This is a genomic window from Bacillus sp. EU52, from assembly GCF_037964975.1.
GTDB lineage: Bacteria > Bacillota > Bacilli > Bacillales > Bacillaceae > Bacillus > Bacillus subtilis.
The window spans coordinates 2035357-2061972 of the sequence record NZ_CP150177.1 but is presented as its reverse complement, the minus strand read 5'-3'; the positions used below and the strand labels follow the sequence as shown (position 1 = coordinate 2061972).

General features: G+C 40.1%; 26 protein-coding genes and 1 other RNA gene. 17 read left to right on the top strand and 10 right to left on the bottom strand.

Features of this window, described 5'->3' with window-relative positions; all coding sequences use genetic code 11:
• Nucleotides 1-66 precede the first annotated feature (66 nt).
• The 4 genes from azoJ to NSU05_RS10245 all read left to right on the top strand — a co-directional run bounded on the left by azoJ (nt 67) and on the right by NSU05_RS10245 (nt 4144).
• Nucleotides 67-693 carry an FMN-dependent NADH-azoreductase AzoJ gene (gene azoJ, locus NSU05_RS10260; protein ID WP_003231260.1) on the top strand — a complete coding sequence of 209 codons (627 nt, stop codon included), beginning with the start codon at nt 67-69 and terminating at the stop codon, nt 691-693.
• A gap of 236 nt (nt 694-929) precedes the next feature.
• Nucleotides 930-1116, top strand: a non-coding RNA gene (gene ssrS, locus NSU05_RS10255) — 6S RNA.
• 141 nt (nt 1117-1257) lie between these two features.
• The gene (gene recQ, locus NSU05_RS10250; RefSeq protein ID WP_038429123.1) at nt 1258-3033 is read left to right on the top strand and encodes a DNA helicase RecQ; all 1776 of its coding nucleotides are present in this window, start codon (nt 1258-1260) and stop codon (nt 3031-3033) included.
• Between the two features lie 247 nt (nt 3034-3280).
• Nucleotides 3281-4144: a 3D domain-containing protein gene (locus tag NSU05_RS10245; protein WP_003231267.1), complete on the top strand. Its 864-nt coding sequence runs from the start codon at nt 3281-3283 to the stop codon at nt 4142-4144.
• Nucleotides 4145-4747: 603 nt separating this feature from the next.
• Here NSU05_RS10245 and desR read toward each other — a convergent pair.
• The 5 genes from desR to NSU05_RS10220 form a co-directional block, all read right to left on the bottom strand.
• The gene (gene desR, locus NSU05_RS10240) at nt 4748-5347 is read right to left on the bottom strand and encodes a two-component system response regulator DesR (protein ID WP_038429122.1); all 600 of its coding nucleotides are present in this window, start codon (nt 5345-5347) and stop codon (nt 4748-4750) included.
• 18 nt (nt 5348-5365) lie between these two features.
• The gene (desK, locus tag NSU05_RS10235) at nt 5366-6478 is read right to left on the bottom strand and encodes a two-component sensor histidine kinase DesK (RefSeq protein ID WP_029318043.1); all 1113 of its coding nucleotides are present in this window, start codon (nt 6476-6478) and stop codon (nt 5366-5368) included.
• A 119-nt stretch (nt 6479-6597) separates the two neighbouring features.
• On the bottom strand, nt 6598-7656 hold the full coding sequence (desE, locus tag NSU05_RS10230; RefSeq protein ID WP_004399588.1) for a fatty acid desaturase DesE: 1059 nt from the start codon (nt 7654-7656) through the stop codon (nt 6598-6600).
• 161 nt (nt 7657-7817) lie between these two features.
• Nucleotides 7818-8795 (bottom strand): LD-carboxypeptidase, encoded by a 978-nt coding sequence (locus NSU05_RS10225; protein WP_038429120.1) that lies wholly within the window; start codon nt 8793-8795, stop codon nt 7818-7820.
• 63 nt (nt 8796-8858) lie between these two features.
• Complete coding sequence (locus tag NSU05_RS10220) at nt 8859-9356, bottom strand: N-acetyltransferase (protein WP_014477061.1); 498 nt, start codon at nt 9354-9356, stop codon at nt 8859-8861.
• A 170-nt stretch (nt 9357-9526) separates the two neighbouring features.
• Here NSU05_RS10220 and NSU05_RS10215 point away from each other — a divergent pair, with 170 nt between their 5' ends.
• On the top strand, nt 9527-10309 hold the full coding sequence (locus NSU05_RS10215) for a VLRF1 family aeRF1-type release factor (protein ID WP_033884029.1): 783 nt from the start codon (nt 9527-9529) through the stop codon (nt 10307-10309).
• Between the two features lie 136 nt (nt 10310-10445).
• Entirely contained in the window at nt 10446-10982 is a 537-nt protein-coding gene (locus NSU05_RS10210; protein ID WP_003231280.1) for a DUF420 domain-containing protein, read from the top strand.
• A gap of 89 nt (nt 10983-11071) precedes the next feature.
• Here NSU05_RS10210 and NSU05_RS10205 read toward each other — a convergent pair whose 3' ends face one another.
• Nucleotides 11072-11749: a lysozyme family protein gene (locus NSU05_RS10205; protein WP_003231283.1), complete on the bottom strand. Its 678-nt coding sequence runs from the start codon at nt 11747-11749 to the stop codon at nt 11072-11074.
• Nucleotides 11750-11941: 192 nt separating this feature from the next.
• On the opposite strand from NSU05_RS10205, the gene czrA reads away from it, so the two are divergent.
• On the top strand, nt 11942-12265 hold the full coding sequence (czrA, locus tag NSU05_RS10200) for a Zn(II)-responsive metalloregulatory transcriptional repressor CzrA (RefSeq protein WP_003231284.1): 324 nt from the start codon (nt 11942-11944) through the stop codon (nt 12263-12265).
• 26 nt (nt 12266-12291) lie between these two features.
• Here czrA and csk22 read toward each other — a convergent pair whose 3' ends face one another.
• On the bottom strand, nt 12292-12837 hold the full coding sequence (csk22, locus tag NSU05_RS10195) for a mother cell-specific sporulation protein Csk22 (protein ID WP_015714089.1): 546 nt from the start codon (nt 12835-12837) through the stop codon (nt 12292-12294).
• Between the two features lie 205 nt (nt 12838-13042).
• Here csk22 and NSU05_RS10190 point away from each other — a divergent pair, with 205 nt between their 5' ends.
• The 7 genes from NSU05_RS10190 to csaA all read left to right on the top strand — a co-directional run bounded on the left by NSU05_RS10190 (nt 13043) and on the right by csaA (nt 17837).
• Nucleotides 13043-13984 (top strand): YafY family protein, encoded by a 942-nt coding sequence (locus NSU05_RS10190; RefSeq protein ID WP_339203922.1) that lies wholly within the window; start codon nt 13043-13045, stop codon nt 13982-13984.
• A gap of 53 nt (nt 13985-14037) precedes the next feature.
• A complete protein-coding gene (locus NSU05_RS10185; protein WP_038429117.1) occupies nt 14038-14520 on the top strand; it encodes a GyrI-like domain-containing protein in 483 nt (160 codons plus the stop codon).
• 76 nt (nt 14521-14596) lie between these two features.
• On the top strand, nt 14597-15298 hold the full coding sequence (locus NSU05_RS10180) for an MBL fold metallo-hydrolase (protein WP_015251916.1): 702 nt from the start codon (nt 14597-14599) through the stop codon (nt 15296-15298).
• 5 nt (nt 15299-15303) lie between these two features.
• Nucleotides 15304-15879 carry a TetR/AcrR family transcriptional regulator gene (locus tag NSU05_RS10175; RefSeq protein ID WP_038429116.1) on the top strand — a complete coding sequence of 192 codons (576 nt, stop codon included), beginning with the start codon at nt 15304-15306 and terminating at the stop codon, nt 15877-15879.
• Nucleotides 15880-15956: 77 nt separating this feature from the next.
• A complete protein-coding gene (locus NSU05_RS10170; protein ID WP_015251918.1) occupies nt 15957-16700 on the top strand; it encodes a GNAT family N-acetyltransferase in 744 nt (247 codons plus the stop codon).
• Between the two features lie 14 nt (nt 16701-16714).
• Nucleotides 16715-17440, top strand: a complete 726-nt coding sequence (locus tag NSU05_RS10165; RefSeq protein ID WP_082200954.1) for a helix-turn-helix domain-containing protein — start codon at nt 16715-16717, stop codon at nt 17438-17440.
• A gap of 64 nt (nt 17441-17504) precedes the next feature.
• Entirely contained in the window at nt 17505-17837 is a 333-nt protein-coding gene (csaA, locus tag NSU05_RS10160) for a chaperone CsaA (protein WP_038429113.1), read from the top strand.
• Nucleotides 17838-18425: 588 nt separating this feature from the next.
• Here the strand turns inward: csaA and NSU05_RS10155 are convergent.
• Entirely contained in the window at nt 18426-20846 is a 2421-nt protein-coding gene (locus NSU05_RS10155; RefSeq protein ID WP_038429111.1) for a peptidase G2 autoproteolytic cleavage domain-containing protein, read from the bottom strand.
• A 426-nt stretch (nt 20847-21272) separates the two neighbouring features.
• On the bottom strand, nt 21273-22709 hold the full coding sequence (locus NSU05_RS10150; RefSeq protein ID WP_154231164.1) for a flavin monoamine oxidase family protein: 1437 nt from the start codon (nt 22707-22709) through the stop codon (nt 21273-21275).
• A 127-nt stretch (nt 22710-22836) separates the two neighbouring features.
• Here NSU05_RS10150 and NSU05_RS10145 point away from each other — a divergent pair, with 127 nt between their 5' ends.
• The 3 genes from NSU05_RS10145 to yobK all read left to right on the top strand — a co-directional run bounded on the left by NSU05_RS10145 (nt 22837) and on the right by yobK (nt 25765).
• Nucleotides 22837-23394, top strand: coding sequence for an SMI1/KNR4 family protein (locus NSU05_RS10145; RefSeq protein WP_015251922.1), 558 nt, complete (start codon nt 22837-22839; stop codon nt 23392-23394).
• 100 nt (nt 23395-23494) lie between these two features.
• Nucleotides 23495-25297: an LXG family T7SS effector ribonuclease toxin YobL gene (yobL, locus tag NSU05_RS10140; protein ID WP_038429109.1), complete on the top strand. Its 1803-nt coding sequence runs from the start codon at nt 23495-23497 to the stop codon at nt 25295-25297.
• Between the two features lie 9 nt (nt 25298-25306).
• Nucleotides 25307-25765: a type VII secretion system immunity protein YobK gene (yobK, locus tag NSU05_RS10135; protein WP_015251924.1), complete on the top strand. Its 459-nt coding sequence runs from the start codon at nt 25307-25309 to the stop codon at nt 25763-25765.
• A gap of 282 nt (nt 25766-26047) precedes the next feature.
• On the opposite strand, the gene NSU05_RS10130 is transcribed toward yobK, so the two are convergent.
• Nucleotides 26048-26122 (bottom strand): putative holin-like toxin, encoded by a 75-nt coding sequence (locus tag NSU05_RS10130; RefSeq protein WP_256683490.1) that lies wholly within the window; start codon nt 26120-26122, stop codon nt 26048-26050.
• Nucleotides 26123-26616: the final 494 nt, after the last annotated feature.

Sequence of the window (26616 nt, the reverse complement as noted above, 5' to 3'; positions counted from 1 at the left end):
TGCGTAAAAAAGAAAGTAACATACTATTTGTAAGTAAATATAAAAAGTTTACCGGGAGGAATACAAATGTCTACAGTTTTATTTGTAAAATCAAGCGACCGTACAGCTGAAGAAGGCGTTTCAACTAAACTTTACGAAGCTTTCTTAGCTGCTTATAAAGAAAACAACCCTAATGATGAAGTGGTTGAATTAGATCTTCATAAGGAAAACCTTCCTTACCTTGGCAGAGATATGATTAACGGAACATTTAAAGCAGGTCAAGGAATGGAAATGACAGAAGATGAGAAAAAACAAGCAGCAATTGCTGACAAATATCTGAACCAGTTTGTAAAAGCTGACAAAGTTGTTTTCGCATTCCCGCTTTGGAACTTCACAGTGCCAGCAGTGCTTCATACTTATGTTGATTATCTGTCTCGCGCAGGCGTTACATTCAAATACACACAAGAAGGACCAGTCGGTTTAATGGGCGGCAAAAAAGTTGCGCTTCTTAACGCTCGCGGCGGTGTCTACTCAGAAGGACCAATGGCTGCACTTGAAATGTCATTAAACTTCATGAAAACAGTTCTTGGTTTCTGGGGTGTTCAAGACTTGCACACAGTTGTCATCGAAGGACATAACGCAGCACCTGATCAAGCGCAAGAAATCGTTGAAAAAGGTTTACAAGAAGCAAAAGATCTTGCTGCAAAATTCTAATAAAGCCAAGACTCCTATCGTTACAAATAGGAGTCTTTTTGTATATACACATTAATATAGAAGAAAATAATCATTCGCTTTTAGCAAAAAAGGCTATTTTTTTATTGTAATATATTTTTTTGTTTGTCGAATTGTCAGGTATTTTGGAGAAAAAGCAGTTTTATTCACTGGAAAAAGTTTTTCTAAACAATTGTTTTGGCCTCTTGATTAAAAGCGCCTGATGGTGTACTATATTAAAGAAGCTACTTTGTGCGTATTGTTAATTAAGTTTTAACCTTTAAGCTGTAATAGGGAGTTTTATATCGAAGCCGGAATGTCATGCCTCCATTGCAGAGGACGACAGGAACGTTTCTGCAAACACCCACTTTGAGGAGTGGTGGTTTAAAACTTTCTTACTTGCATACGGCAAGACGTAGCGAAAGCCATTTCCTTTTCGGAAATGGCTTTTTATTTTATCTAAAAAGGTTTGGTATAGTGAATATTCCATTTTTATGTGAAAGAAATGAAGGCCGCTTTTTTATGATATGATGGGAGAAATTCAAGGAAAAGCGAGGTTTACACGTTATGTTACATAGAGCCCAATCCCTTCTGGCTCATTATTTTGGTTATGAGAAGTTTCGGAGCGGCCAAGATGAAGCGATCCGCTTGGTGACGGAAGCGAGGCAAAATACGGCCTGCATTATGCCGACGGGAGGCGGCAAATCGATTTGCTATCAGATTCCGGCATTAATGTTTGAAGGGACGACGATCGTCATTTCACCGTTGATTTCCTTGATGAAGGATCAAGTTGATGCGTTAGAAGAAGCGGGGATTAACGCCGCCTACATTAACAGCACACAATCCAATCAGGAAATATATGAGAGGCTGAACGGACTCAAAGAAGGGGCTTATAAGCTTTTTTACATTACACCAGAGCGACTAACGTCCACAGAGTTTATCCGGATTTTGCAGGGCATAGATGTTCCTCTGGTCGCAATAGACGAGGCGCACTGTATTTCTCAATGGGGCCATGATTTCAGGCCAAGCTACAGGAATATTGAAATCTTGTTCCGTGAATTACACGACAAGCCTGTCATCATGGCGTTAACAGCAACAGCCACACCCGAGGTTCATGATGATATTTGCAAACAGCTGCATATTCAAAAAGAAAACACGGTATATACCGGATTTTCCCGAGATAATTTAACCTTTAAAGTAGTAAAAGGAGAAAATAAAGATCGGTTTATAGACGAATATGTACAAAACAACAGGCATGAAGCAGGAATTGTCTATACAGCGACCAGAAAAGAAGCTGATCGGATATATGAGAGATTGAAACGAAATCAGGTCAGGGCAGGCCGGTATCATGGAGGTATGGCTGATGATGAGAGAAAAGAGCAGCAGGAAAGGTTTCTTAATGATGAGCTTCAAGTGATGGTGGCAACCTCTGCTTTTGGAATGGGTATTGATAAATCAAATATCAGATTTGTTCTGCATGCACAAATTCCGAAAGATATGGAAAGCTATTATCAAGAGGCAGGACGAGCTGGACGGGACGGTCTTGCCAGTGAATGTGTTCTCCTGTTTTCACCGCAGGATATTATGGTGCAGCGCTTCTTAATTGAGCAATCAGAACATGAAGAGAAACAAAAGCAGGATTTAAAAAAGCTGAGACAAATGGTCGACTACTGTCATACGGAAGATTGTCTGCAGCGTTTTATCCTTATGTATTTCGGAGAAAAGGAGCCTGATGCGTGCGGACAGTGCGGAAACTGTACCGATACAAGAGCGGTCCATGACGTGACGCGGGAGGCGCAAATGGTCTTATCTTGTATCATTCGCATGAAAGAACGGTTTGGCAAGACGATGGTTGCACAGGTGCTTGCCGGCTCCAAAAATAAAAAAGTTCTTGAAAACGGCTTTTCCGACCTTTCAACATACGGGATATTAAAACACCAATCCGTTGGCGAAATCAGTGATTTTATCGAATTTCTTATTTCTGATGACTTCATCAGGATGTCAGACGGAACGTTTCCGACTCTTTTTGTCAGCAGTAAAGGAAGGAATGTGCTGAAAGGAGAATTATCAGTAGCGAGAAAAGAAGCGTTAAAAGCGGCAGCGATTACTGAAAATGACGAGCTATTTGAACGATTGCGCATGGTTCGGAAAGAAATTGCGGCTGAGCAGGGTGTTCCGCCATTTGTTGTTTTCTCTGACCAAACGTTAAAAGAAATGTCAGGAAAACAGCCCGTAAATGATGATGAACTTTTGTCTATAAAAGGAGTCGGAGAACAAAAAAGAGCAAAATACGGCCGGCTTTTTTTACAAGAAATACAAGCTTATGCAAGGATGACAGACTAAAAAAACAGAAAAACAATCTTTTTTTCTATAAAAAACACATTTTATTTTCTCTGTTTCGCCTCAAAATAAAAAGACCTGCGAAGCCTATTATATCAAGGGTTCAGCAAGTCTTTCCATCAGAGAGAAATCCTTCATGTAAAGGAACTGTAATCTAAATCATATCTTTTTGTTATTGATTTGACATTTACGTGTGTTACGATATCACCTGTTAGCCGCCAATAAAAAGCTAACAAGGGAGGATTTACTTATGAAGAAGACGATTATGTCCTTTGTGGCAGTTGCTGCACTTTCAACAACTGCATTCGGAGCTCACGCTTCTGCAAAAGAAATTACGGTGCAAAAGGGTGATACGCTCTGGGGAATCTCTCAGAAAAATGGAGTGAACCTAAAGGACTTAAAAGAATGGAACAAGTTAACTTCTGATAAAATCATTGCAGGAGAAAAACTGACCATTTCTTCAGAAGAAACAACCACGACTGGGCAATATACAATTAAAGCGGGAGATACGCTTTCTAAGATTGCTCAAAAATTCGGCACGACAGTCAACAACCTGAAAGTTTGGAATAACTTAAGCTCTGACATGATCTATGCTGGATCAACTCTTTCAGTAAAAGGTCAGGCAACAGCAGCAAACACAGCTACTGAGAATGCGCAAACAAACGCACCTCAAGCTGCACCAAAACAAGAGGCTGTGCAAAAAGAGCAACCTAAACAAGAAGCTGTACAACAGCAACCTAAACAAGAAACAAAGGCTGAGGCAGAAACTTCTGTTAACACAGAGGAGAAGGCTGTTCAATCAAATACAAATAATCAAGAAGCTTCAAAAGAACTAACAGTTACTGCTACTGCTTACACTGCTAACGACGGCGGCATTTCCGGCGTTACAGCTACAGGCATTGACTTAAATAAGAACCCGAACGCGAAAGTTATTGCGGTTGATCCTAATGTAATTCCGCTAGGTTCTAAAGTCTATGTTGAAGGCTACGGGGAAGCAACAGCAGCAGATACTGGCGGCGCTATTAAAGGAAATAAAATCGACGTATTTGTACCAAGTAAAAGTGATGCTTCTAATTGGGGCGTCAAAACTGTAAGTGTTAAAGTCTTAAACTAATAATATAGATTGTGATAAAAGACATAAGCTTTTGGCTTGTGTCTTTTTTTCGTTCTGCTTAGAGCTGTTTATATCATATGCTGATAAAAGAAAGTGGTCCCGTTTTTCTTTATGTGCGATTCAGGGGCTCTCGGGTTAAAAGATTGATTCCACATTACAGAGACATTCGGCATCATGACATTTATAGCTGGTTGTTACTATCTTTGATCAGCGAAACGAGCTGGTGTTGTATCTTTTTTGGCAGATAATAAGCAGTTGGATGTAGCAGATGCCATTTACGGAATCGGATTGATTTCAGACGGTTTTTTATTGTGATATTAGGCTCTTGCAGTTGGGCATGGCAGCTTCGGGAGCGAAGTAGCGCAACTTTGTCATACTGAAAATACAATATAATCAATATCAGAAATTCTGCTGATGTGCAATGGCCGACCATTTTAACAGGGATATCATTCAATCCAGTCTTTTATTGGGCTGTTAACCAAACAATCGTTCAGCGGGCGTAGGAGCGAGGATATGGATCAATTTAATTCTGGTTGCGGCGAGGTTCTCAAACGGGAATTTCAGGTTAACAAAAAGGATCCTGGCAGATGCCAAGATCCTTTTTTATTTAAACCAGCCTTTTTCCTTTGACCGGGTAATGGCTTCAATTCGATTTTTCACTTCAAGCTTTTCTAGAATCATTGAGATATAATTCCGTACCGTCCCGCTTTTGATGCTGAGTTCCTGAGCGATTTCTTTTGTGTTTTTACCGTCAGCCACAAGTTCAAGCACTTCTTTTTCTCTATCTGTAAGAGGGTTAGCTTCGCTGTATAAGTCCTCCATCAGCTCAGGTGCATAGATGCGTTTTCCATTCATGACGCTACGGATGGCGTTGGCCAGCTCTTCACTCGGACTGTCTTTTAACAAATAGCCTTTAACGCCAGCTTTAATAGCTCTCTGAAAGTAACCGGGTCTGGCGAAGGTGGTTAAGATGATAATTTTGCAGCCTGTATTTTTTAGCTCCTCAGCAGCTTCAAGTCCTGTTTTTCCGGGCATTTCAATGTCCATAATACATACATCAGGCTGGCGTTTTTTGACAAAATCAACAGCATCTTGGCCGGTTGTACCTTTGCCTACGACTTCCATATCGTCTTCGAGGTTTAGAAGTGATCCTAAAGCGCCCAGCAGCATTTGCTGATCTTCTGCAATAAATATACTAATCATATAAGCCATCCTTTATGTTTATTTTGAATTATTAGGAATTGCCATGGTAAGCTTGGTTCCGTTTTCGGTATCGATGTGAAGGCTTCCGTTTGCAAACTCAAGCCGTTCTCTCATCCCGAGTAAGCCATGTCCTTTTGAAAAGGAATTTTCTTCTCCTTTGAATGTTCCATCGTCAGACACTGTTATCACAACTTCCTTCCAGAGCTGCTGAATGTCAACTCGGCAAGTTTTAGCCTGGCTGTGTTTGACGACATTTGTGACAGCTTCCTTTAAGCACATGCTCAAAATGTTTTCATTCAGCAATGAGATATTTTCGGGCCATTTCTCTTCTTCATAGATAAACATAATGTCAGCTGCTTCGAGAATTTGTTTGATGTTGATCAATTCATCCTTGAGCCGGATGCCCTTCATAGAGGAAACGATTTTTCTTACTTCATTTAAAGAAGTTCGCGCTGTTTGCTGAACACTTTTCAGCTCACGAGCTGCTTGTTCGGGATCTTTGTATATCAATTTTCTTGCTAAGTCGCTTTTTAAACCAATAAGAGAAAGCTTTTGCCCAAGCGTATCATGGAGATCGCGGGCAATTCGCTGACGTTCTTCTAATTTTACCAGTTCTGCAATCCGTTCATTTGCATCCTCGAGCTTTTCTTCAAGCCGTTCGCGCTCCTTGCGGCTTCTTATACTAAAGGGCAATAAAATTGCGCTGATGAGGGTAATGACGACAAAAGGAATTTGTGTCAGAAAGAATTCCTTTTTTAATACGAGACTGAAATTGGCTGCGACGGCTGCGCTTATTAAATGGACATAATATAAAATATGAAAAGGGACGCGTTCCTTAATGTTTCCAATAAAATACGCGATAAAAAAAGCAAAATAAATATAACTGAACAGGGTAATGGAGGCGGTTGAAATGCCAATTAATAAAAATCCCCACAAATAAATGGTCCAGCCTTTTGAGACAAAAGCAAATCGATATACCGAAAAAAATAAAAGCGTCAAAATGATGCCGACAATAATAACAAATGTAGATGATGATTTCCATATAAAGTAGAAGGGGAGGATGAAAAATATCGTCCATATATAGGGCGTAATCCCGTTTAGTTTTTGAAATGTTAAATGCTTTTTAATCATGATCTTACCTCATTTTCAGCTTTTCATCTTACTTGTAACTTTATCATTGTGAAAGCCAGAATGCACCCTCCAACAATAAAAAGGAAGCCTTCTAGTATATTAGAAGACCTCCTTTATCATCAGGCATTCTTCCGCAGCTTCTGTTTTTCTGGTGAATCAGGCGGAAGGCTTACAGGTATATGTTTTATAGCCCGAAATGACACAAACTGTTTGTTATCTTCATCCCATAGACGGAACGCAAGTGATTGCAGGCTTGTTTTTAAGGTGATTGTCGGTACGTTTTTTAATGGTTCGTGATGTTCATGAGCAACTTCAAGCTTATAGTTAGGCACCTTTGGACTCAAATGATGAACGTGGTGGTAACCAATATTGCCTGTTAGCCATTGAAGCAGTTTCGGGAGTTTATAAAATGAACTGCCTTCAACAGCAGCCTGAACGTAGCTCCAGTTTTCATCCGCTTCAAAATAAGAATCTTCAAAGGTATGCTGCACATAAAACAGCCAAACACCGATTGAACCTGAAATCAGAAATATCGGGCCTTGCACCAGTAAAAACGATTGCCAGCCAAAGATCAGACAGCAAGCAGCAGCCAACGCGACAATTGCCAGATTCGTAAGGTATGTGTTTACACGTTCCTTGCGTCTTGCGCCTTTTTTGTTAAAACGGTTCGTGATCAGAAAAACATAAATCGGTCCGAGAATAAACATGATAAACGGGTTTCTATAAAGTCTGTATGCAAGCTTTGTTCGTCTGGATGCAGCTTTATATTCGTTTACTGTTAACATCCAGATGTCTCCTGTTCCGCGTTTATCCAGATTGCTGCTAGTCGCATGATGAATCGAATGGCTGTGCTGCCATTGAAGATACGGGAATAAAGTCAGGACACCTGTCAGAAAACCGAGAATGTGGTTATAGCGTTTTTGTTTGAAAAAAGATTGATGGCAGCAGTCATGGAAGATGATAAAAATTCTTGTCAGAAAACCTGCGGCAATCACCGTTAATGCTAACGTAAGAAGATAGGAGACATCGAGGCTGAGATAAGCAAGAAACCACAGGCCGAAGAATGGAATAAACGTGTTTAAAAGCTGAATCAGGCTGTTTTTTGTTTCAGGCTGAGCAAATGCAGCGACTTGCTTTGTCAGCTGTTTTTGCTTATGTGCAATGGTTTGTTCAGTCATAGTAAGTATCCTCTCATTGTGTGTCTCGGTTCAGTATACGCTAATGAGAGAAGTCTTTTGTAGTAGCACACATCATGCCTCCTATATGACATTTGTCATGTCTCGTGCGGCATGCATAACCGATTGCGCTAAAAAAGCTTGTAAAAAAATTTACAAGCTGATTAATGTTTATCAATCCATATTCGTGATGTACCCGAAATAGCTTCAATCCTGCATGTTCCTCCTATAGGGAACGTGGCAATTGGCGAGGTATGTCCGGCATTTATATTTGCGATGATCGGGATGCCGGATAATTCTTTTTTTGTTTCGATCATGGCTTTTACAAGATCCATTGATACGTTTGATGCTTTCTGAAATCTGCCGATCAAAATCGCCTTTACATGTGAAAAAGCGGGGAGGTGGATGAGTGATTGCAGATCGCGGTCAAACATATGGATGTCTGACATATAATCATCTTCAATCAATAAAATAGTATGTTCTGTTTCGGGAAAATACTCCGTTCCCTGCAGCAAATTAAGCGTGCATAAGTTTCCGCCAATTAAAGTACCTTCCGCATAACCTTCTTGGATTACAACAGGGCCGTTATTAGGATAAAAACGCCTGTTTTCTTGATCCAAAAACCAGCGGTCATCGCTCCACTCACTTGAAGGAAGAATTTCAAACGGGTCGTCCGAAGCGCAGCAAGAAAGAAAATACTCTTGTGTATAATCAAGCCCTTTTTTCATTGCAAATGTTGAGAAGTGGGGGCCTGAATACGTAACAAGACCCGTTTTTCGATAAATTGCGTTGCAAAGAGCGGTTATATCGGAATAGCCGCACAGAATTTTTGGATGTCGTTTGATTTTCTCGTAATCAAGATAACGCAGCAGCTGATTTGAATTAAACCCTCCGAGTGTCGTTAAAATCGCTTTGACGCCTGGATCAAAAAAGGCAGCGTGCAGATCATGGACTCTTGACTCGATAGAGGATGAATCAAATTCATTACATTCATTTGCGTGTTCAGCGATGGTTACCCGATAACCTAAGCGTTCTAACGCCGTTTTTGCTTGGATTTTTGCTTCATTTGATAATATAGACATGCTGGTCGCGGGAGACACGATCCGGATTTCGTCTCCCTTTTTCAGTTTTGAGGCGTACATAGAACCCTCCATCAATGGTTTTTTACCATTACAGCATATATTGGCTCTTTCTTCCAGACTTTTTTACAAATCAACCCACTTAATGCTGCCGGATTGGGTATCATGATCGATACATACTTTGAATTGATGTTTTTCATAAAAGTGAATCAGCCGGTCTACATGATTCCAATCCCGTTTGGCGATGTCTCCGGTGACTTTGGGTATATTGTGGTCTCTTGCAATATCTTTTAAATATTTCATGCAAATGGAACCAAACCCGTGATTCGGAGGGCCTTTTATATCGCCTATATGAATGGCATCGTCCTTGTAAGACGCTACAAGTGAAAAACAGCCTTTTCCTCGGTAAGCCGTTTTACAATCAGTTAGCATAATTTTGCATGTTTGGCCATCATCAATCGAGGAAACAATCATCCACTCATCATGTTTCGATTGATCAATACCAAGCACTTTGGCATCTTTAGATAAATCCTTCATATTCTCCTGCATGCGATAAATTTGAAATTCTAAATCATTTAATTCTTCTTCAAGCTCTTGACGATTTTTTTCTTTAATAGTAAACAAGATCAAACTCCTTTCAAAAATCAGCTTAGAAACACAGTTACCAATTGTATTAGAAGAGAGGCGTATTGTAAACAACAATTCCATTATTACTAGAAATTAGCGGAAAGTCAGGTTTGATCGTTTTTAAGAGAGGAAAAAGAAAACTAACCTGTGAAAAAGGAGGAATCGGAATGGCGATTGATTCATTGATTAACAAATTACAGTATGTCCAATTGGAACCGCCGGATAAAATTCTCTCTCTGTATCTCAATACAGACATGAGAGATCCAGAGCAGCAGGGGGGAGAATGGAAGATTGCCCTAAAGTCAGGATTCAGCCGATTAAAAGAGTATTTGGCAGCTAGTGATCCAGAGGAGGAAAAGTGTCTGGATGGAATCAGGGCTAAAATGAATCAATACTTGAATGCAATGGGAAAAGACATGCCCCGCAGTCTCGTGTTTTTTGTTTCCGACAGCGGCATATGGGAGCCTATTAAGCTTCAAGTCCCTGTAGATACAAGATTTTACTGGGAAGAAACAGCTGTCCTGGATCAGCTGAAGGGTTTGCGTCAGGCATACCCAAGTACGGCGTTTATTTTAACTCAGCAGCATGAAGTGAAAATTATTGAAACCGTTTTAGGAAAAATTGAGGCGGTGGAGCGTTATGAGTATGATATGATCAATGAGTCTTGGAAGAATTTCCATTCCGCTGTAGACAAAGCGGCACCATTTGAAGAGAATCGGATGAGGGAACATGTAACAGAGAACCAATCGAGACTGTATAAGCGGCTGGCTGCCAGCCTTGATCAAAAAGCTGCCGCGAAAAGATGGGAACGAATGGTTATTGCCGGGGATAAAGAAACGGCCGATATCTTGGATCAGCATATGAATAAACCCATTCATTCGAAAATTCAAAAGAACCTGCTGAATGAAAATGAACATAAGGTCATTGAACATTTGATAAAAGAGGCGTAAACCTAACAGGCCGGGGCTAATAGCCTCCGGCCTTTGAAGTGTGTCTAATTTCTGACGAAGCAATCGAAACCGTTGACATCTTCTTTGAATTTGCATACGATTTGGATAGCCAGTACAAATTAGGAGAGGTCACCAAATGAACCAAACAGAAAATAAACCGAAAAATTACACGGGGATTGTCCTTACGCTGACAGTTCTGATTAACGGTTTAATCGCAGTGCTGTTTTTTATGCCTAAATTAGATCAGTTCAGCCATGCGAATATTCACATTTTGCCAATGCTGAATGCGATATTCAACAGCTTTACGTTTATCTTCTTATTGGCCGCGCTGATTATGATTAAACAGAAAAATATCAAAGCTCACAAACGCTTTATTTTGGCCGCATTCACAACAACATTACTATTTTTGATTTGCTATGTGACGTACCACTCGATTGCGGAAAACACGCTCTATGGCGGAGAAGGTATTATGCGCCCGATTTATTTCTTTATTTTAATTACACATATCTGCCTTTCTGCAATTATTGTGCCGCTTGCGCTGTTTACGCTGATCAGAGGCTTCAGCATGCAGGTGGAGCGCCATAAAAAAATTGCGAGATGGACAATGCCTCTATGGCTGTATGTAAGCCTTACAGGCGTTATTGTATATTTGATGATTTCACCGTATTATTAAAAGCCATACTCAGTATGGCTTTTTTTACGTGTAAACATGGCAAAAGCCCAAATTCATTTTTGGGCTTTTGTCAGTAAATTGATAGACTCTTATTCATGAGCCTTGGATTCCATGGTTTCAAGTGTTGCAACCTGCAAAGATTCTTCAACAGTTTTTGTTTTTTCTTTTACTTTTTCTGCATACGTATAATCACCGTAGCAATACGGATAGCGGAAATTTTTCGCATTTCCCCCGCAAGTATACAGATCAGGATTTTTTTTGACTTGCTGCTCGGAGTATTGTTTTGCCAATTCCTCAGTATGCGTTCCTCCATGTTCAGCTACAAAATCAATGTAACCTGCCCCCATGTTGTAGCTTTGAATAATGGTATCCAAATCCACGCCTTTTTCCTTACCGGTCTTGTACATGAGGGTAAATTGCTTGATGCCTTGTTTAACACTGAGTTGAGGGTCTGTTATCTCATTGCGTTTTAACCCCAGAGATTCAGAGGACTGCATGGGATCATTGCCTTTTCCTTTTGACTCCTGATACATCATGCCTAATATGAGTGATGTATAATTAGAGAGTCCTTGGCTTTCAAGCTCTTCTTCCACCAAGGGTTTGTAATCGGTTAAACGTTCCAAAACAATCGTTTTCGTATCGATCGGAAGTTTTTTGATTAAATCCCGGTTGAAAAAAAGCAGGACCAATAAAAAAGAGGCGATGACAAAAACAAAAATCATCATAAAACCCGCAGCAGCGAAACAGCCTTTTCTCTTTTTCTTCACTGTGTTTCACCCTCAATGTTTGGAGCAGTATGACCTTTTTTATTATGACATAAGACGGTATATCAGACCAAGTAAAAACCTGATTTGAAACATAAATTTAAACTATGAGATTGAAATGGAATACAAGCAGGCTGGTTTGCACTCAAGCGCATTTGTTATAAGATAAAACTATGAATAAGGAAGGTGATACATATGACTGAATTTAGAGAAACGGAACAATCGGCTGCTGATCTGGACGAGGAGACGCTGTTTCTAGTCGCGCAAACATTCAAAGCGCTTTCAGATCCTACCCGAATCAGAATTCTCCATTTATTGTCCCAAGGTGAGCATGCAGTAAACGGAATTGCAGAAAAGCTGAATTTACTGCAATCCACTGTGTCCCACCAGCTTAGATTTTTAAAAAATCTCCGGCTTGTCAAATCGCGCAGAGAAGGAACATCGATTTATTACTCTCCCGAGGATGAACATGTTTTAGATGTTCTTCAGCAAATGATCCATCATACACAGCATGATTGAAAAAGACATCCTTGCTTAACTCGCTGCTAGCGGGCAAGGATGTCTTTTTCTTTATTGTGTCCGTGCTGTTCGAGTTCGTTTCTGCTGAGCTTGATGACAAAAGAAGAAAAACCGATATAATAAACGGCTATCAGAAAACAGACGCCAATTGTCAGAGGGTCCGTTCCGATTGACTGACTGTATGATCCAAGGCGGTTTAGATCAGGTGAGGTAAGATAAAGCTCCGTCACTCGATACAGAAATCTTGATAGAAATAAAGTTAAGAGAATCACCTCTACCCAAATATGAGTCCGAAAATAGATCTTTCCTCTGCGTTTTTCAAAGGAGATGTTTTTCTTAGCGAAAAAGACAAGGAGCCATCCGCCAAGAATGCCCAAAATGAGATATCCATATAAAAAAGGGTGAATGGCGCTGAAGATTGAAAGGCCAAAAGCAAACAGCGAGAAAAGAATGATACGGGTGAACAGCCAGCGGGGCTTCAGCGGCTGGTATCCGATGGACCTTTTAATTTTTTTATACAGAAAAAAGATGATGATCATGGCAGGATAAACGCTCTGAAGTGTAAGATGCATGATGTGAAATCCCCTCCGTTGAGAAGTGTATGCTTATCCGGTCAGAAATAGTAGCTGAAATAAATACTGAACACAAAAAAGAAGGGGAAACCCCTGTTTTCATAGCATATGCGAGGTGTATTCCGCCGCATAATAGATATGCCCAAGCTTTATCAAAATGTTATGATTGTTTTGTTGGAAAATACAAGAAGAAAAGGTGCGCAGAATGAAACTGGAACGTTTGTTAGCGATGGTTGTGTTATTGATCAGCAAAAAACAAGTGCAGGCTGCAGAGCTTGCTGAGCTGTTTGAAGTATCTGTCAGAACAATTTACCGTGATATTGAGACGATCAATAGGGCTGGTATTCCGATTGTGACCTCACAGGGTTCTGGAGGCGGAATTGGCATCATGGAAACGTATCGGCTTGAAAGAGAGTGGCTGAAGGAGGAGGAATTGTTTGCAATTGCTTCCGCTTTGCAAAGCGTTTCATCTATGTATGAACCCATTTCTCACAGCACAGCCTATCAAAAAATCAAACACCTTATACCGGAGCACTCTGCTCAAGCATTTAAGCACCAAACAGAAAAATGGTTTATTGACATGACGGCATGGGGCCATACCGAGGATCAAAAGGCGCTGCGCGAGAAAATAAGCTCTGCCATCGATCGGTTGTCAACGATATCTTTTACATATACAAGCGCAAGCGGGGAAACGCTTCTTCGTGAAATTGAACCTTATACATTGGTTTGCAAGGCGGGGCACTGGTATTTATATGCCTACTGCCTGGTAAGAAATGATTTTCGTTTTTTTAAACTGAACCGGATGAAAGATCTGGCCATCTTACATCAGGCCTTTATCAGAAAAGACATTCAGCTGGATACTTTGCCATGGGATAAGAATTGGTACCAGAAGGGCCGTTTAACTGAATTGGTTATTCTTGTTCAGCCGGCAGCACGTCAGCGTATAGGTGAATGGTTCGGGAATGATGTCCTTCACTGTTGTGAGGAAGATGAAATCTGCCAGGCGGTGATTTCACTTCCAGAAGATCAATGGCTGATCGGTTTTTTGCTCCAGTTCGGAAAGGATATTGAGATTCTGCAGCCTCTTCATATACGGGATAAAGTAAAAGAAACCATTCATCACATGCAAAAAATATATGAAACCTGACACACTGCTGTCAGGTTTCTTTGTCTATAATCTTAAAAAAAGGAGGAGATCGTATGAGTTTTTCACATATAACACACTTAGACCGGAAACGATTTGCCGGACTGTCACAACGGACAAGCAACGCACTGGAAATGACGGAAGAAAGGAGGATTCCGGCACTGTGGGATCAATTCTGGAAGCAGGATATGAGCGCTCTTTTATCACAGGCTGAAAAAGACAAGAGCATTATTGCCTTATATTCGAATTATGAACAAGAGACGAATGGGTTTTATACGTTTTCAGTCGGAACGTTTCAGGAATACGACGACATTCTTCCGGGACCATATGAAAACATTGATTTGCCGGCTTCCGCTTACGCCGTTTTCACTTCCAGAATCGGTCCTATTGAAGAGATTGTGCTTGAAACGTGGAAGGAAATTTGGACTTGGGATAAGCGGCATCTGCGCACGTTTACAGGTGATTTTGAGATGTATGATCAAAGTGCCGCAGTGCCACAGCGAGCACAAGTTAACATTTATGTAGCGATAAAAAAATAATAAACTCTTGAAAAACTAATGGTGTTAGTTAATAATAAAACTAACACCATTAGTTTTTGTTAGGAGGAATAAAAAGATGAGAATGACTCAGTACCAAACGGTTTGGCAGCTGACTTTTTTTCCAGCATTGTTTCCGGTTAATTGCTATTTAGTAGAGGAAGAAAACGAAGTCACCCTTATTGATGCCGCACTGCCAGGCAGCTATAAAGGGATTATTCAAGCTGTGAATCAGCTTGGAAAACCGCTTCGGCATATTTTACTGACTCATGCACATGGGGACCATGTCGGATCACTGGATACATTGGCACAAACATTTCCGCATGCAAAGGTCATGATCTCGGAACGGGATTCATTCTTGCTCCAAGGTGACACATCCTTGCGGCAAGATGAGCCGCAGACGCCTATAAAAGGAGGTATTCCGAAACACATACAAACAAAGCCTCACCAACTGCTGACGGGCGGTGAAACAATTGGTTCTCTGCTTGCCATTCCAACACCGGGCCATACACCGGGCAGCATGTCATTTCTTGATACAAGAAACGGCACTTTAATAGCAGGAGATGCGTTTCAGTTGCGCGGAGGAATCGCTGTATCAGGTCAGATAAAATGGACGTTTCCTTTTCCCGCTTTCGCCACATGGAATAAGGAGGAGGCCATCAAAAGTGCACAATTGCTCGCAGATAAGGCGCCTTCCTGTCTCGCTGTCGGACATGGAAAATTCCTGAGATCACCTTCAGAGCGGATGAGACAGGCGATCCAAAAAGCAAAGAAAGGATGATGAGCATGTCACCGAGAATAGGTTTGACCCAAAAAATGATTGTAGACGCTGCAGCAGAGATTGCCGATCAGGAAGGATTGAATAGTGTCACTCTTGCCGCTCTGTCTAAAAAAATGAATGTGCGCTCTCCGTCGCTGTATAATCATATCAACGGGCTGCAAGCGATCAGAACAGAACTTGCTGTCAGAGGACTGACAAAGCTTTTTGATCAAATGGCGGACTCCGTAACCGAACGAAAGGGAGATTCCGCTATGCTTTCTTTAGCACATGCATATGTTGATTTTGCAATTGAAAATCCCGGATATTATGAAGCGGTTCTTCTTAAGGTTCAGGACAAACGGACGGAAATCGTCTCTGACCAAATTGTCTGTCTTGTGACGAAGCTGCTCATTGAAAACGGCTATGCAAGTGAAAAGACTGCCATTCATGCGACAAGGGGGCTCAGAAGCCTGCTGCATGGCTTTACTGTTTTAATCGCAAAAGAAGCATTTGAACGTGAGGAGGACATTTTAGAAAGCCTGTCATTTTCAATTCGGACATTTTTGTCAGGATTATTAGTAAACAATAAAAATATTATGTAAACAAATAAATAGATGTCTTATATTTCTGAATATTGTATAATATCAAGGGAGTATACATAGGGGAGAGGCATTATGCAATGGATGACATTCACAAGATTGAACGGTTAGCGGCAGCTTCATGGCCGGCTTATTTTCAAAAAAGCGTAGGGCAATGGCTTCTCAGAGCGAATTTTGGCGTAACCAAAAGGGCAAATAGCGTATGGACTTCTGCGGATATGCCTGAAGGGAATTTTCAGCTAGAGGCCGAACTTTTTTATCAAAGTTTAGGCTTACCTGTTTGTTTTCATATTAGCAACGCATCACCGAAAGGGCTTGATGACGCTTTGGCAGACAGCCGTTATGAAAAGGTAGACGAGTGCTTCCAGATGACAGCATTGTGCCGGTCAATTATGAGCCGAACAAATGACAACAGCCGATTTACATACAAGTGGGAACAAGAGCCATCATCTGTTTGGATAGATGAATTTATTCAATTAGAAGGGTTTTCACCCGAGCGTCACAAAGGTTACAAACACATTTTCGAACGCATGCCGCCGTGTAAAACTTTTTTCAAGATGTATGACAAAGAAAGCCTGACAGCGCTTGGCACGGTTTCTGTCATTGATGGTTATGGCGGACTTAGTAATATCGTTGTAGCTGAGGAGCACAGAGGAAAAGGGGCAGGAACCCAAGTGATCAGGGTGTTGACTGAATGGGCAAAAAACAACGGAGCGGAACGCATGTTTTTACAAGTGATGAAAGAAAATCTGGCGGCAGTTTCTTTATATGAAAAAATCGGATTTTCGCCTATATCGGAACACCATTACCGGATTAAAAGATGACCAAAGGAAGGGGTTTGCTGATGGACTCGCTTCAAGAGATGATTTGCGAAAAACGGACATACACACACCTTTATCATTCACATAAGCACGCATACAGCCAATTTCTTTTTCCGCTTGAAGGGAGTATTGATCTTGAGACTGAGGGGCGCCAGGTGAAATTAAATCCGGATCATTTTTTATATATTCCGCCGCAGTGCGAGCATCGCTTCCGTTCTATCGGAAGAAATGAATGTCTTGTACTGGATGTTCCGCTTCATGCAATGAAAATTGATGAGTATCGTGCAGGATCAGGAATTGAAGCTGCCCTCGATCCTTTCTGGTCTTCGATCAGGTACTTGCTGACAGAGGAAGCAAAGGCCGGAACAGCCAACTCGCTTCATATGCTCGTACAATACATAAAAGAAAAGCTTCAATCCCATAGCTATGCCTCAATTGCATACATTCACAGCCATTTATTTGAGCGGCTGACGATTAAGAAGCTGGCAGAAATCGAGCATTATCACCCAGCTTACTATTCAAGCTGGTTCAAAAAACAGACAGGGAAGTCCCCGCAGAACTATATTGCCGACCTTCGCCTTGAGGAAGCAAAACGAATGCTGATGGAGAGAAATGAAACTCTTACCGTCGTGAGCGAGGCGCTGGGCTTTCAAAACCTTTCTTCTTTTACAAGATGGTTCACGAAAAGCACAGGAATGCCGCCCCGCCTGTATCGAAACACCTTATATTCGGATAAAAAATGATGGCTCTTTAGTTAAAAGAATATTGTATATCTCCTTTACAATAGGAGAAAAAGGAGTTATTGATATGGCAGTTATTGAAGACTTTGAGAAATTGGATATCAGAACGGGAACAATTGTAAAAGCGGAAGAATTTCCTGAAGCAAGAGTACCGGCAATCAAGCTTGTGATAGATTTTGGGACTGAAATCGGCATAAAACAATCGAGCGCACAAATCACGAAGCGTTATAAGCCGGAAAATCTCATCAACAAGCAAGTCATAGCAGTCGTGAACTTTCCGCCCCGCCGGATCGCCGGATTTAAATCGGAAGTCTTGGTCCTCGGCGGCATACCCGGCCAGGGCGACGTCGTCCTTTTGCAGCCGGATCAGCCTGTCCCAAACGGCACAAAAATCGGATAACGCAAAAAAAGACGTTTGCCTAAGGCAAACGTCTTTTGCGTATTGAGGCGATGCACCACACGCCACATTCGTGTGTGCCGTAAAGGCATGTACATCGGCTTACACAATTCAGCTCATCGCTATATGAATATAGCATGGAGGGCGAAGGATTGCAAGGATTACTTTTAGTAACGGTGAAATGAATTTAGAATGGAAAGGGTTTTCATTTTATTTGTAAGAAAAAACTCAGTGTGATTTAGGTGTGATCTTAATGCAGTTTGTATCGACTTACAGTTGATAAAAGAACAATACTTTTAATAAGCCTCATGAAACATTTTCAATTTGTAAATACTTAAAGGATATATATGGTGCATTTGCTATAGAAGTCTAATATGATATCCATTTACTCATTTCAATAGCAACTCTCATGAATAACGAGAAGGAACAGCTGTCAAAATTTTTTTGATTATAATATAAGTTAATTACGATAGTATATTAGGGGAATTTTGGTAGATATTGAAAATTGATAATAACATACAAGGAATAACGAACCTAGAAAAGAGATCTAATTATTTGGATAAACATATATTGAACTGGTCGGCGTATCCACTATTTGATGACGGTTAGAGCGATACCATACCCTTTTTCTGATGTGTAAGCAGAGGTTATTTTCATTACTTTCCAGCTTCCTTCAGCGGCTTTTGTTCCTATTCCATTATGTGCCGTAAGATAATCTCCTTGATTGACAGTTTCGTCAATACGAACATAATGTTGGCCTACCAACCCTACTACGTGCCATTCGTCTCTTGCTGCCCGTGAATGATAATTTGCCTCCAGCGCTGTATCGTAGTCTGGATTTTGTTTGGGAACACGTATGAGTTCACCGCTTTCCTCATCAGTCACCGTTTCATAAATAAATCCGCCGAACTCATTTGTCAAATAACGCCCCTGCCAGACGAAACTGGAGGCTCCTGAAATGAAAGCTGAAGTTTCTGAAATAACGCCAAGCATATAATCTCCAACATTCGCGGGCACAATTTTTTCACCTCTTAAAGTCACGATTGTACCAGTATGGATTAACTGTCCAGTTGAACTCTCAAAATACTCTCCATATCCACCTAAAGAAGAACTGATTGCACCGGCAAACGTCCCGTTTCCCCGAACAGAGTCAAGAAGCCACTTTATTGATTGATGACCTCCTGCCACGGTGTATGGTTCCTCAAGTATAATATTTTCAGAAGACAGTATTGTTCTTGACGCTTGGTTTCCTCTAATATGTGCGTTATTTGAAGAAGCGATTAATGCGCGAGAGCCTTCAGTACTGGAGCCTCCAGAAGAGCTAATGACCGCATTTCTTTCTCCGCGGGCCGTAATGTCGCCGGTACCTGCTATAACTGCGCTTGTTTGGTTAACGGCAAAGCCAGAGGTCGTTGCAAGCTGTATGCCTCCTTTCAAATTGATTGGAACTTGTTGGTATGTTTGGCCTTTGATTGAGGCTGCCACACTATAACCTTCTGATTGTACACCGAGAATTGTGGCCTGATTATTGGGGGACTGAATTGCAACTGTCCCATTGTCAGTAATCATCGTTCCATTTAGAATATTGACATTGTAGAGGCCTCCACCGATTGAAATTCCTTTTGGAGCAGATTTATAAATATCAAAATTTGAAATTTTAATATAATCAGTTTTATTTGATCCGCCTGATAAATTAATATCAACACCGGCTTTTTTAAAACCGCGAATTTTAATACCATTAATGGTTATATTTTGGCTGCGATATTGCAAGGCTACGACAGGGTTTTCTTTATAATCATAGTCTGGATCACCAATCGCTGTGAATCCGCTTACATTAACGTTTTTATATGCCGAAATAACCAGCGCTCTTGGGGTCACAGCATCGTAAAGCGAGTTGAAAACTGGTTCAACTGCTGAACAATCAATGAGTGTGACATCGTATGCTGTTGTGCTTTCAGGATCTGTAATTTGATGGTGACCAATATGACGAAGATCAAATGCACGAACATCGCGATAAGAAATATGGCCTATGATATGGACGTTTTGAGAGGCTGGCCACAGTTCATGGGCTTTTACTTCAACTCCGCGGATGTTGCCGCTTGTAAAGTTATTCAAAAGCCACACATGCCTAGAGCCGTCGTCAATTTCTATTCCGTTGGAGTTTGAAACACCTTCAGCAAATTCTGTTCCCCGCGGATTTCCTGAGTGGCAGTTTGAAATAAAGATGTATTCGCTATAATGGGTGGTAATGCCGTCGTCTCCTGAACCATATGTCACACAGTTATCGATCCAAATATATCTTGATCCGTCTTTTGTCCAATCGGTATCAGGCAAATGGTCATACGTTGGCGATGTAATATCAATACCATGAAGACCTGCGTTAATCGCTTCCACATCTTTGATCCACCCATATTCAACCTTAGCAAAAGTTAAACAACTGGAGAACTGTCCCCCTGGATTTCTCACACCGCATTGTCTACTTGGATTCCAGTCTAGAGACATTCCTTGGACAAAAATATTGCGATTTCCATTTTGATAATCATCATTTGTAATCACCCATTCATGCGCTGGAGTGTCTTCATGCAATTTAATCACTGTGATCCCTTTACCTTGTCCAACAATTGTTGTCCAAGATGGAAGTTTAATCCCTTGAACGAGGTATTCTCCCGCTGGAACATGTACTTTGACTCGGCCATTCCCGATTGCTTTTCGAAAAGCTTCAGTATTGTCTCTTCCATCTGGAACAGCGCCGAAGTCAGCCACATTTACTTCCCGGGTGATTTTAGATAAAAGCCTATAATATTCCTTGTCGAGACGTTCTTTTAAAAGAGAGGTGACCTCTCCTTCGGCCGTCACCCTTGCGTCAGTAACTTCGATATTTTGGGCTGTAACCGAGTGCTTAATAAAGTTTTGCATTCTTGTCTTAATATGTTCTAATTCGGATGAAAATTCGGGGTGAGACTGAGAATTGGCGTTTAGAGAAGGATCAGGGCAGTTTTTAAAATGAACCATTCTAAAGACACCTCTTTCTTTTAATATAAGCGCAGTTTTGTCTTTGAGATAAGGAGTTAGCATTTCTTTTGGCGCTTCTCTTTCCAATTCTGTATTTGTTACAAAATTCCTTTAGGATTTATACTGGTTTTCAAGAAATGTAAGTCAATGAAAAAAAGAGAGGACAAGTAAAGGATAAAAAGCAACATTAAGAATCGTTATACAGTGAAAGAAAGTTCGCCCGATGGTTAATTAAAACGTTTCCTATGGTTGGGTATTTATTAATGATTATGGAAGAAAAGGGAGGTCCGCATTCAAAACGTGTATAAAGATAATAAAGAACCGAATGTTGAGACATCCCATATTTGAATTAATCTTTTAAACAAAGGAGTATAAATTCTTCACTTCTTTTTATATCAACCAGTTTTAACAAGATGTGAGCATGAACTAAGGTAAGCGATTGACCTCATAAGCAACACGTATTCCAGATTCAATCGCACCTTGCATCCACGCATGAGTGAGTGAGGCGTGTTCTCCGGCGAAATGAACTCTGCCCTCAGGGACAGGAATATAGGGATACAGCTCTAATTCTTGTCCTGGTTCGAAAGCTGTAAAACCTCCCGCAGAGTACGGGTACTGGCTCCAGCTAAAAGAAGTGCCAGACACAAATTCAGACCATACAATATCACCATAGATTTCAGATAAATTCAGTAAAGTATACTGGATTCGCTCTCCTTCTGAAAGACTGTCCCATATCAGTGCCTCATCGGCCCATGTATAGCTGGCCAGAATGACAGCATGTCCATTTGCTCCAATATTTCTGCTTGGATAATATGAAAAACGAATCGGAAGATCAGTAATAGATTTGCCGCCGTGCTGACCGGCTTTTTCCCAAAATCGGCTTTTAAACTCTATGCCGATTTTTGTTGCACTGATATAGTTTAGCTCACGGATTGCCCTCCGTTTATAGTAAGAGAATGAATGGTATGGTTCGACTTTTACAAATCGCAATGTTGAAAAAGGAATGGTTACAATAGCGAGATCAGCTGTGAATGATGTGAATTCTGCCGTTTGTTGATGCTGACAATGGATCGTAACACGATTTTCACCCTGAGACATTTTCATCATTTTTTGATGGTATAGAATGTTTGTTTTTAATTGAGGAAGAAACGCGTGAGGCAGCAGATCCATACCGCCAGTTATCTCATAGAAGTGAGCGGGGGATGAAAAAAAGATAGATTCCCGCAATACTTCAACAAGGGACATCCCCATATACGCTTCCATATCCAAAAGTACACCGATCATATCGATCGCGCCATATGAAAAATACGTGTTTAAAAAAGAGCTTAACGAATGATTTTTGTATTGTTCTTCGACAATCCGCCAATTTCTTGCTGGATTTTGATTGATAAAATTTAGAATAGGCTGCAGTAAAGAAAGCATCAGCTCTTCAGACGTTTTCCCTTGTTCATTTGGTGCAACTGGATATCTCAATATTCCAGGAGCTCGTTCAAAAACTTGGAGACGTGTTTTGATTCCATTTGCATAAATGATGTCCATCGGGGTTCTGTTGATAAATACATTTGTTGGCAATTTGAATTTTTTGATATATTCTAAGGTTAACGAATGGTTATTCGGTATGCGCATCGGGCCAGCGTTGAAATACAAATCATCACTAAAGGGAGATCTCAAAGTGCAGACACGGCCGCCCGCTCTGCCGCTCGCTTCGAGAATCGTTACTCTGTGACCGGCATTTTTCAACAAAGATGCTGTTACAAGCCCGGACAATCCAGCTCCTATAACAAGAATGTGCTTTGGATGCTGCGACGCGCTAAGGCCATTTCTAATGATCTTTACCATGTCATCATTCATTAGAGAATTCAATTTTTGGAGGCACCTCTTTTTAGAATTTATTGCATTATATTCACTGAAAAGAGCACCTATCACGATCTGTTCACATCTTTTGGAATTTGAAAGGTTATTGTTAAAAGGAAATAAAGGGGTGATGTATGTGACTAACTTTGTTCATAAGACGGTAAATGGCTTGAAAAGTCTTTTAGATGAAAAAGGAGCCATTCAATTGTTTTGTTCTGAAGGGGATATCATGGAGTTCCTTGTTACATTTTCACAGGACAAAGCAACCCTTAACGACATTAAAAGCTTTGAAGCTAAACATCAGATTACCCTTCCAGAGGATTATCAGAAGTTCATGACACTGCATAACGGTGCGAAAATTTTTGAGATTCTTTCTGATGGGGAGAATATAGGTGGAGGACTTCAGCTATTTAGCCTTGAAGAGATTGAAGAGGAGTTAAAATATGAGGATTTGTTTGAAGATATCAATGGTATTCCAATTGGCTACTTATTGGAAGAATGCCATTTAATGATCGATAAAGATAAAGTGAACGAAGGTGATCCCAACTATCTCTATATATTTGAAAGTGGTTTAGAATATAATCCATTAAATGTAAACTTTGAAATATTTTTAGACCGGTATATATTGGCCAATGGGGAACCTTTTTGGGATTGGCGCTACTATACCGCAGAAAATTATTATAGAACAAGATAGTGTGTGATGTATAAGACAGTCATTTTGGCTGTCTTTTTCTGTTATTCAAATAGATTACTGTGGTAAAATTTACATAGAGTAGTCTAGGAAGGAGAATGATATGAAGGTATTTGAGGCTGATTCATTACTCTTTGAGGCCGATAAAAGAACCAAAGAGTATAAGGAACTAAGGTCGCAAATGGTGAAGCTAAGAAAAGCTTTTCAAAACGTAGCTAACCTAGATGACAGTGAATTTTCAGGCAAGGGTGCTGACAACATTAAAGCATTTTATCATGATCATGTCGGTGTTACTGATCAATGGATTGATTTAATTGACATGAAGATTGCTTTCTTAAGCAGCATGTCTGCAACACTTGAAGATGCGAAGATGTCTGATGCTTACATAGAAGAATCCTTTCTAGAACACGAGTTGGCTAACGCTTATGCAAAATCAAAATCCATTATGTCTGAACAGAAAAAAGCAATGAAAGACATATTAAACAACATCAATGATATTCTTCCCCTTGAAATATTCTCAACAGAAGACTTCAAAGACAAACTTTCTTCTGCAGATGACAAACGTGAAAAAACAATCGATAAGCTAAACAAGCTTGATGAGGATTTAAAAACAGAATACACTGAAACAGAACCAAACGAACAATTTATTCAGCAAGATTTTAAAAAGCTGCAGGAATCAACAGGCAAAGGCAAAAATGCCACACCGATTCACTATAACGCTAAAGCGTATAGAGAAAGTGACATACATAAGAAAAAAGGCGATATTGAGCAGCATTCTGAAGCTTATTTAACCGTGAAGAAAGAAGAAGCAAAAGAACGAGAAATTAAGGAATTGAAAAAGAAACTTAATGACGGTGTGTCTGATCCTGATGAATATTTAGAGATTGCTAAAAAAGTAGGGTACGAGAATCTGGAGCCAGCTCAAGTGCAACTTGCAGTGCAAATTGAACAAGCGAAGCAGCTAGAAGGAGCAGGAGAAATCACCTGGGATATCGTAAAAGGTGTAGGAGTAGGCTTATATGATGTTGGTAAAGACACTGTAACCGGCATATGGGATTTCATCACCGATCCAGGAGAAACACTCTCAGCACTGGGGAATGCAGTTATTCATCCAGTGAAAACTTACGATGCCATTTCAGCAGCAATAGAAGAGTCATATCAAAAAGATATGGTGAATGGAGATGCCTATTCTAGATCAAGATGGGTAACGTATGCTGTTGGTTCAGTGGCTGTAGCTGTTTTTGGTACAAAAGGTGCAGGAGCCATTAACAAAGCAGATGCAGCGGGGAAGGTCATAAACAAAGCAAGTCAGGCAGGGAAGAAAATTAAGGACGTCAAGATTCCAGATTTGCTGCCTTATAATCCTAAGTACGACTTTGCTCTAGCCGATAACGTGCCATACAATGTGGTTGATAGCCAAAGCCTTAAGAATGAACTTTTGACTAATGCGAAGAAAATACCGGATGGAACAAGAAAACCGTTTACTGGCCAAAAGATAAGCCCCCCTTGGCTAAATAAAGAAAAGTATGATGCATATGAAATAGAGGGGAAGGTAAAGGCGAAGGGGAAAGTTAAAGATGTAAGCCGTAGAGTGTATACTATGAAAGATATTGATATTAATCAAAAAACAGAATTCGGTGTTACAAATCTTCAGCTAATGAAAAACGGGAATGCCCCTTATGCAAAAGACGGTACACAGATTAATTTACATCACTTGATTCAAGAAGAACCTGGCCCAATGCTTGAAATCCCGAACAGCTTACATACAAAATATAGTGATGTCATTCATCAGCTTAAGTCTGATGGTGAAAGTTTTAGAAATGATAAGGTTTTAAAAGCACAATACGAGAGCTTTAGAAAGAGATATTGGAAATGGAGAGCGAAACAATTTGAAAATGAGAATTGAGGTGTTTATATGATTTATTCGAAGGTTGAGAACTTTATTAATGAAAATAAACAAAATGCTATATTTACAGAAGGTGCAAGTCATGAAAACATTGGTCGCATTGAAGAAAACCTCCAATGCGATCTCCCCAACAGTTATAAATGGTTTTTAGAAAAATACGGTGCTGGTGGTTTATTCGGCGTTTTGGTTTTAGGCTACAACTTTGATCATGCATCAGTTGTAAATAGAACTAATGAATATAAAGAACACTATGGCCTTACTGATGGACTTGTGGTTATTGAAGATGTTGATTACTTTGCTTACTGTCTAGATACAAATAAAATGAAAGACGGAGAATGCCCTGTAGTTGAATGGGATAGGGTAGTTGGTTATCAAGATACTGTTGCAGAAAGCTTTATTGAATTTTTTTATAATAAGATTCAGGAAGCGAAAGATGATTGGGAAGAGGATGAAGACTGGGACGATTAAGTAAAAATATTGCAATTGCTCAATAGATACACTTGAGTTGCACATCCTCAATCTAAATAAAATAATGGTTTTATCCATAAAGCAATTGTATTCAAATAACATTTCTATATGGTTATAATTAGGATAAGGATTATGCTTTTTAAGGTATAAAAAATGCATAAAATAAAAAGACTAGGGTGCTATCAACACCCCGTCTCTGTACTAAAGCTACCCACTAAAGGGCTTGCTCGATGTGATTTCTTGGTAGACCTATCCCTTCAGGTTCTTAGGCTCAAGGGAGGTCTATTTTTTATTTATATATGTCAACAGAGCAATTACAAATGACCCGAATGCAAGCATTAGCATTAATGCCTGGATGTTGACATAGCCTCACCCTCTTTCATAGGGGATGAGCAAGACTCCCTTGAGTGAGAAAATTAATGTACAGGAAAAAATATACTTTACATAAATGTTCTTGTTGTTATAATTCCATAATAAAATTACCAATGTGAAATGGACGTGCTTTAATGCAAGTTCTTCTTTATTTCAAATCCTAAAAAACTCATCCAACAGTATAAAAATAAGCCAAAAAATCAGCTTTTAATAAAATCAGAGATTTTGGCCATTAAAATTGGACAAGGAATCTTTTTTATAAATCCTTAATATTAATTATATTTTAATAAATAATCTGGTCCTTGAGTTGCTTAAAATATTCATCTGCTGCTTCTTTTGATTCAAGAAGTTCCATACTTAATAACACATTCACCTCGTTCTACACCTTCAAAATATGACGTCTCGTGACCTGATTCTTGAGCAAATTTTTTTCTGACTGGGTAATATTAGGGATGATTTGTAAGGAATATAAAGATTTA